This window comes from Neptuniibacter sp. UBA6509, from assembly GCA_002435145.1.
GTDB lineage: Bacteria > Pseudomonadota > Gammaproteobacteria > Pseudomonadales > Balneatricaceae > Neptuniibacter.
This window is the reverse complement of sequence record DJLT01000099.1, coordinates 30,432-37,356: the sequence shown is the minus strand read 5'-3', so window position 1 is coordinate 37,356 and position 6,925 is coordinate 30,432. Positions and strand designations below refer to the sequence as shown.

Annotated in this window: 8 protein-coding genes; 6 read left to right on the top strand and 2 right to left on the bottom strand. The window is 43.9% G+C overall.

Annotated elements, in window-relative coordinates; all coding sequences use genetic code 11:
• The 6 genes from B4K11_RS12765 to B4K11_RS12740 form a co-directional block, all read left to right on the top strand.
• A partial coding sequence (locus tag B4K11_RS12765; protein WP_292959421.1) for an SUMF1/EgtB/PvdO family nonheme iron enzyme occupies nucleotides 1–2,667 on the top strand: 2,667 nt, incomplete at its 5' end.
• A gap of 57 nt (nucleotides 2,668–2,724) precedes the next feature.
• Nucleotides 2,725–3,453 carry a hypothetical protein gene (locus tag B4K11_RS12760; RefSeq protein ID WP_292959420.1) on the top strand — a complete coding sequence of 243 codons (729 nt, stop codon included), beginning with the start codon at nucleotides 2,725–2,727 and terminating at the stop codon, nucleotides 3,451–3,453.
• A 35-nt stretch (nucleotides 3,454–3,488) separates the two neighbouring features.
• Nucleotides 3,489–4,079 carry a type VI secretion system PAAR protein gene (locus B4K11_RS12755; RefSeq protein WP_292959419.1) on the top strand — a complete coding sequence of 197 codons (591 nt, stop codon included), beginning with the start codon at nucleotides 3,489–3,491 and terminating at the stop codon, nucleotides 4,077–4,079.
• Nucleotides 4,079–4,651, top strand: coding sequence for a type VI secretion system amidase effector protein Tae4 (locus tag B4K11_RS12750; protein WP_292959418.1), 573 nt, complete (start codon nucleotides 4,079–4,081; stop codon nucleotides 4,649–4,651). Before B4K11_RS12755 ends, B4K11_RS12750 begins: the two co-directional genes overlap by 1 nt.
• Nucleotides 4,636–5,058: a hypothetical protein gene (locus B4K11_RS12745; RefSeq protein WP_292959417.1), complete on the top strand. Its 423-nt coding sequence runs from the start codon at nucleotides 4,636–4,638 to the stop codon at nucleotides 5,056–5,058. The genes B4K11_RS12750 and B4K11_RS12745 overlap by 16 nt, the downstream gene beginning before the upstream one ends.
• Before the next feature lie 99 nt (nucleotides 5,059–5,157).
• Nucleotides 5,158–5,445 carry a type VI secretion system PAAR protein gene (locus B4K11_RS12740; RefSeq protein WP_292959416.1) on the top strand — a complete coding sequence of 96 codons (288 nt, stop codon included), beginning with the start codon at nucleotides 5,158–5,160 and terminating at the stop codon, nucleotides 5,443–5,445.
• 221 nt (nucleotides 5,446–5,666) lie between these two features.
• Here B4K11_RS12740 and B4K11_RS12735 read toward each other — a convergent pair whose 3' ends face one another.
• A complete protein-coding gene (locus tag B4K11_RS12735) occupies nucleotides 5,667–6,101 on the bottom strand; it encodes a helix-turn-helix domain-containing protein (RefSeq protein WP_292959415.1) in 435 nt (144 codons plus the stop codon).
• 10 nt (nucleotides 6,102–6,111) lie between these two features.
• Nucleotides 6,112–6,423 (bottom strand): type II toxin-antitoxin system HigB family toxin, encoded by a 312-nt coding sequence (locus tag B4K11_RS12730; protein ID WP_292959414.1) that lies wholly within the window; start codon nucleotides 6,421–6,423, stop codon nucleotides 6,112–6,114.
• Nucleotides 6,424–6,925 lie beyond the last annotated feature (502 nt).

The following is a 6,925-nucleotide window of genomic DNA, read 5'->3' as shown; positions in this document are numbered from 1 at the left end:
GTTAGCGCCATTGCTAAAACCATGTTCCCGTCTAATAGTACTATTTCTGTTGCCGCAGAGCAGTTATCCCAGCAGCAGTACCGTTATGAGAAAGCGATTAAAGTCGCCGAGTTAGAGAAAAACTTAGCCTCATTCTTGAGTATTAGTACGGTAGAGGATTTAAAACCTTTTAGCACAAGTGTGGATGAGCTTAATAAAATCGCACCGGACAATAAGATGCTGATTCAATTTAAACAGCATGCGTCCCCGCTTATCGAAAAGTCCTTGAGTGCACAGTTTCAGCTGGGACAGTGGTTTAGCGCCGAACGTCAGTTTACAAGCTTACAGGGCTTCTTAACTGAGCCAGTAGCGAACCAGTTACAACAACAGTTAGAACAAGGGAAAGCGCAGTACCAAGCCGCATTAGAAAAAGAGAAACAGCGCATAGTCAATGCAATTACCGAGGGGAATTTAACACAAGCAGAGAAAATGCTTACCTCATTTGAAGCCCCGGTTGATGTCAAAGACGCCACTGCCTTAAGGCTAAGTCGTGCTTGGTTAACACAGGCACGTGTTGCCCGTAATAAACTGGCGTGGGAGGAGGCAACAGCATTGGTTGAACGTGCTCGCAGTGTATCTGCCAATTTGTCTACCCAAAATGATTCATTTACACAAACATTAGATAACGAACTAGAGCTTATTAGTGCAAGCCAGTCGGCAGCCAGTCCAGCACAGTTAGAGCAACTTAATGCCCAGCGCAAAGCTGAAGTTGAGAGCTATCACAAAGAGTTAAATAGTTTATTAGGTCAAAGCGTAGATACTGCCTTATTAGAAGAGGTCCAAGCGGTATTAGATAAAGTTGAACAGCTGCAGCCTAATCACAAACTATTGACGGATATACCGCAGCGTTTATCTTCCCATTTCCTAAATCAGGTTGATCAGCTAGAAAAGCAAGACGAGTTACAGCAAGCGACAGAGTTATTACAGGCATATAGCGATGCTTTTCCTGGAAATATCAGTATTGAAAACCGAACAGACGAGCTAAAGAAGCGCTTAGTTGATAAAGAATCAAATGAGCGTTATCAAGAAGTAAAACAGCAGATCGATCAGCAGTTAAAACAGATTGCTCAAGATCCAAACTGGGAAGGCCAGCTGCGAAAACTGATCAAGCAATTAAAAGCGCTTGATGCCTCTGAGGCACAAATTACTGCGCTGAATACGATGGTGGCACTGAATATTTCCAATGCTGCGAATCAGTATACGCAAGAGAAGCGCTTCGATGATGCACTGGAGCTGCTTAAGAAAGCTGCCGAATACGATCCCTCATTGGGGACTTTAGAAGGGCAAGAGCAGCAGATTAAAGAAGCTCGCTCAGCCTGGGAAGCAGAGAAACAAGCCCGTAAGCAGCAGGCGCAAGTTGAAGGCTTAAAGCAAACATTATTAACTCAGTTGAAGGCGAATGATATTTCGAGGGCGGAGCAGAGTTTAGGTAAATTAACGGCCCAGTTAGGTAAAGACGATCCTTATATTCAAAGTGAAGCGCATCCTGCTTTTGTTGAGACTTATCTACGTTTATCTGAGCAGCTTGCTAGGCAGTCACGTCTGACAAAGGCGGCACAATTGCTGGAAGGTGCTAAAAAGTATTCTGTTGATACGACTGTGATCGACGAGAAAATAGCAGCCTATCAGCGTGATGCTAAGTTATGGCGCATTGGGCAAACGATCAGAAGTGTCGATCTAGAATCATTTACTCTAGCTCATCAGATGTTGACTGAGATTGAGGCCGAGCTGATTCCCGAACGGGCCGAAAAACTACATACGGATTTAACCAATGCGGTTATTAAGCGTTACGACGCGCTTAAAGCCAGTCGGCCTTCATCCGCACGTAACTTATTGCTAAAAGCAAAAGAGCTTTATCCTGATCACAGTAAAATTAAATCGATACCTTTACCGGCCGCACAGACTGCGGAACCGATCAAACCACCTGAACCTGTTAAGCCAGTAGAGCCAGAACCCGTAGTGACTGAACCTGCCGCGCAAAAGCCGAAAGTAGAAGCGCCGAAAGTTACCGCTACTGGCAAAGCCTGTACTTCGGGTTTAGCGGGGTTAGGGCGTAATGTGAAAGCCGTGTGCTATGACATGGTGGCGGCACAAACTAAAGCGCCTTATATGATCGTGATCCCTTCAGGGGCGGGGCCAAGTTTTGCGATTAGTAAATTTGAAATAAGCATTGATGATTACAACGCATACTGTAAACAAACGGGCTGTAAAGTCCGGTCCGGTAGTGGACGTTCTCCTTTAACCAATATCAGCCATTCGCAAGTTAATGCTTATGCTAAATGGCTCACTCAGGTCACAGGAAAACAGTACAAACTACCAAGTTATGAACAGTGGAAACATGCCGCGCTTTCGGGTGGAAAACGTCAACCGAATAATTTCAACTGTCGATTGATGCAGGGTGAGACGATTTTGAAGGGGCATAACAAAGTATCGGTACGTAGTGGTGAAGCCAATAATTGGGGCATGATTAACTACTTAGGTAATGTCCAAGAATGGGTGTTAAAAGGGGGTGCTGCAATGGCGGCTGGTGGTCACTATGCCGATAAAATGTCCACCTGTTCAGTTGATCTCGTCCGCAGTTCTGGTGCAGATTCAAAAACAGGGTTCAGGCTAGTTAGGCAGTTATAAGCGTGTTACGTGTTTGAATATAGAACGCTAAAAGTTATTTTGGAGTAGGAGCGGGATATGAGTGTTACATTATTAACATTAAGTCGTCAGTACGCTGCGGGCAAAATTTCGCAAACGCATTATCGGGCGCATCGTCATGCACTGATTGAAGAGCAAGTCTTTAATGTTGAAGAGCGCACGCTACCAGGCTTCTCAAAGGAGCCGGTAGCTGAATCATCACAAGATGACTTCACCGCTGAATATACCCGCCCAGCACAGATGAGCGACACTCATACGGCAGAGTTGCAAACTGAGGCACTGGTAGCACCTACACAAGCGTCCGAACCATTAGCTTATGCAAACTCAGACTCACCTGAGATGACGACGTTCAATGTGCAGCGTCGTATGAGTCGATTGTCTCAGCCAAAAGCCGCACCTCAGTCAGTGTCTTTTATTCAGTCTTACAAGGTCATCATTATCGCCTGCATACTCGGCGTGTTGGCGATAATGGCAGCTGGCACTGTGTATCTTTCCTCAGCTGAAGACGTTGCGGTTGCACCTGTTGATGATCCAATCTTAATTAAAACTAATTTGTTACTTGATAACCCAGACTGGCAGGCGAGTGATATCAGCCAATATCGAGCGGTTATTAAAGATCAGTCTCAAGCTATGCTAATGGAACAAAGAGCCTTACTCAGATCAGTCAATCTATATCTTTCAGTTCCTTTAGAGGGAAGTACTGACCCACTTGATAACCAAGTACAGCAGCTCCAGACTGATTTAGAAACACTTTCAAAGAAAAAATAACTAACAGGTCTAAACGGTTAATTAAGGAGAGTCTTATGCCAAAAGCAGCACGGATAGGCGATATAGGTTCAGGCCATGGTTGTTTCCCACCGACACCGGTCATCGCAGGTAGTGGTAATGTCATGACAAATGGCATCCCCGCAGCACGCGTAGGTGATGCGGTCGCCCCACATGGTTGTGGTAACTGCCCCCCTCACGGTCGCTCAATTTCAGCTGGTTCAGGGAGTGTTTTCATTAATGGAAAACCCGCGGCTAGAGTGGGAGACAGCATCACCTGTGGTGGCTCAGTGTCGGCTGGATCGGGTGATGTGATTATTGGCGACCAATTTACTCCTTCTAGTTCTCCGAACTTTTTTGACGCAATATCTCCTACAGTACAGAAAGAAATAACCGAATTGTATTTTAGTTATGGTACCAAACAAAAAAGGCTATCTTCTGAGTCTAGACATTACCCTGATATTAACCTTCATGCTAAAACAATAGGCTATTCAAACGGCGAGTCTGTAAGTATAAAACTTGAAGGGGCTGTCTCAAAAACTGTTTCAGGTGTTGTTGGGGCAGGTGGTCAAATTATTATTTCTAATGTATTAGATAACCAATATGTTGATTTAGAAGGGGAGCTATAATGGCGGGTCCACTTACAGCTTCCTCTGGTGGGCAATCTGCATCGGTCATTCTTAAACGGCCTCAATTCCAAAGCTTATGGAGTGCTTATACAGAATTGGGTACCAAGGATGTACAGGAGGCCTATTCGATTGTGGGTGGAAACGTAGCTCAATTAAGAGATCAAAACCCTGATGCCTATGCGAATGCTTGTGCATTGAGAATGAGTAGGGCTTTCAATTATGGAGGATTTCGAATTCCTCGAGGGACCATCGATCCGAATAGGAATATATACCGAGCAGCAGGGGCTGATGGGCTCCCTTATATAATGAGGGTTAATGATGTTATTGCCTTTATAGAATTTAACTGGGGCAAAGCCGAGCATGATATTTCTCCCGCAGAGTTTTCAACAGTTCAAGGTAAGCAAGGGCTAATGATCATTATTGTTAATGGCTGGAATGATGCATCAGGCCACGTTACTTTGTGGGATGGCATAGTCGCAGGAGATGGCAGTCATTATCATGACTTAAATTATCCGTATTGGAATCAAACAACAGCGAAGCCAGTCAGGATCTTATTATGGGAACTCGTTTAACAAGAATCGTGTCATTTTGTTGGGTATTACTTCTTAGTTGCAATGTTTTTGCTGGTAGCTCAGTAGTGGTTGAAACTGCGCAGCAGATGTTGAAGGATTATGCGTTAGTTACCTGTTTGAAGAAGATTGAAACGAAAGAAAGTAATTTAACTGAAGATCTGGGCCGTTCAATAGGCGCACTGCACTTTATGGGCCAAGGTAAGCATCAAATTCAGCAGAATGAAGACACCTTTGAGGTGATTCATGATCCTTACCAAGCAACAGCTACGTTTCTAAGGATGCGGTCGGAAGTATTGAAGGGGTATATGAAAAATGGAGAGTTATCTGAAAGTTTGGGGTGTATCCGTGCATATAATTCTGTGGAATTCAGCGAGTTTATTGCAACTCAGGATGAATACATTCACTGATACTGAGATGAAGGCGTGCTGATTGTTTTACGATGATTAATGTTTAGCGTAGCAAGTAGATTGAAAGTAAAATAGAAGCGCACAGTTAAGGAGAGTCTTATGCCAAAAGCAGCACGGATAGGCGATATAGGTTCAGGCCATGGATGTTTCCCACCGACACCGGTCATCGCAGGTAGTGGTAATGTCATGACAAATGGCATCCCCGCAGCGCGCGTAGGTGATGCGGTCGCTCCACATGGTTGTGGTAATTGTCCCCCTCATGGGCGCTCAATATCAGCTGGTTCAGGGAGTGTTTTCATTAATGGCAAACCCGCGGCAAGGGTGGGAGACAGCATCAGCTGTGGTGGCTCTGTCTCAGCAGGATCGGGTGATGTGATTATTGGCTAGGTGCTTTGTGTTGGAAGCACTGTTCTTTATGTCCGAAGGGTGCTAGAGCGAGGTACTGTAGGAAGCCGCCCCGCGCGCGATGTTATAATCAGATTGGCTTTTCATCTTTAAAGTAGGGGTATGCGTACCTTAAGGCTTATGTCAGCCGTGTTTATTTGGTTACTCGTTTGTTAGTCGCTAACAATAAAAAATTGTTTTGAAGTGAAAAGGTTAACAGGCGATTAACAATCAAAGAACATAGCAGGGCGAATGCCAAAGCGTTGAGACAGTTTTTCTATTGCCTGCCGGCTCAATAGTCGCTTTCCATTAAGTACTTTTGAGACCATTGTTTTGTCACCAATCTCTGGAAGATCACTTCCGGTTAGTTGATGTTGACTCATCAAGGTACGAAGCAACGCAATATCAGTAGGTATAGCTTCGGCCTCTTCGATAAAGGCTGCTAACTCATTATCTTCAGCCTCATAGCGTTCGATAGCCTGATTCAGCATATCAATCAGAGGATTCATAGGATCATCTAGAGAATCAGTAGCTGTTTCAAGGACTTGTTCAAGCGTTTTTAAAACAACGTTATATTGCTCGTCTGAATCAATGTTAATTAAAGGCTGCGCTGTAGACATAAATGCTTCATAAGCCTCAACGATAGCTAACTGTGCCATAACATTACTCCTAATCTTTTTCCTTCAAGTATTTCTTAGTCAGCTTGTCATAATCTGAATGGTTAACGATATGTTTGATATACATACGTTTATTTACAAACTGGATAAAAGCGATAACACGGAGATTATTCCCTCCAACATCTAAAACCCACCATTTATCTTTGTATTTGAAATTGTCTAATGACGGGAAAACCGCTTTGAGCTCTTCAGGGCTGCTAAATTCTGTTTTATGTAAAACCTTAAACATTTCTAGTAACGCTACACGATCATTTGGGTACTTCTTCGCTGCATCATTAAAAGGTTTTTTCGAGATTACATTCATTACCCATTCCTTGTTGACTGTATGTCAACTATAGATAGGTGTTGACTCATAGTCAATATCTGCATTTTTCTGACCAAGGCTTTCTTACGCGTTAAGCCATGGGTCGTGAGGGTTAAGCTCAAGCTGATAATCATCAAAGTCCATTTTGCGTTGAGTCTCATCCAATTGATAATGACTTATGTCTTTAAGGGGGAACAACAGCTCTCCCTCTTAAGAGTACACTTTCTTTAAAACAGCCGTCTGTTTCTTGCCTGCGGTTGTTGGAGCTCAGCCTTTTATGCCCGAAGGGTGCTAGAGCGAAGGCTTGTAGGAAGCCACCCCGTGTGCGATGTCTTTTACCCTTTGCTTCTATTGATCCAAGTTCGCAGTGATATTCAGCTTCGTCAAAGGAGAGGATTTAGTGCCAATTTATGGTTTCACCTGTCCATTCATGGACCTCTTTAGGCCATTTCTTTTTGAAGGGATTGAGCCATACATATAGCTTTCTTGGTTCTGTTAGAAA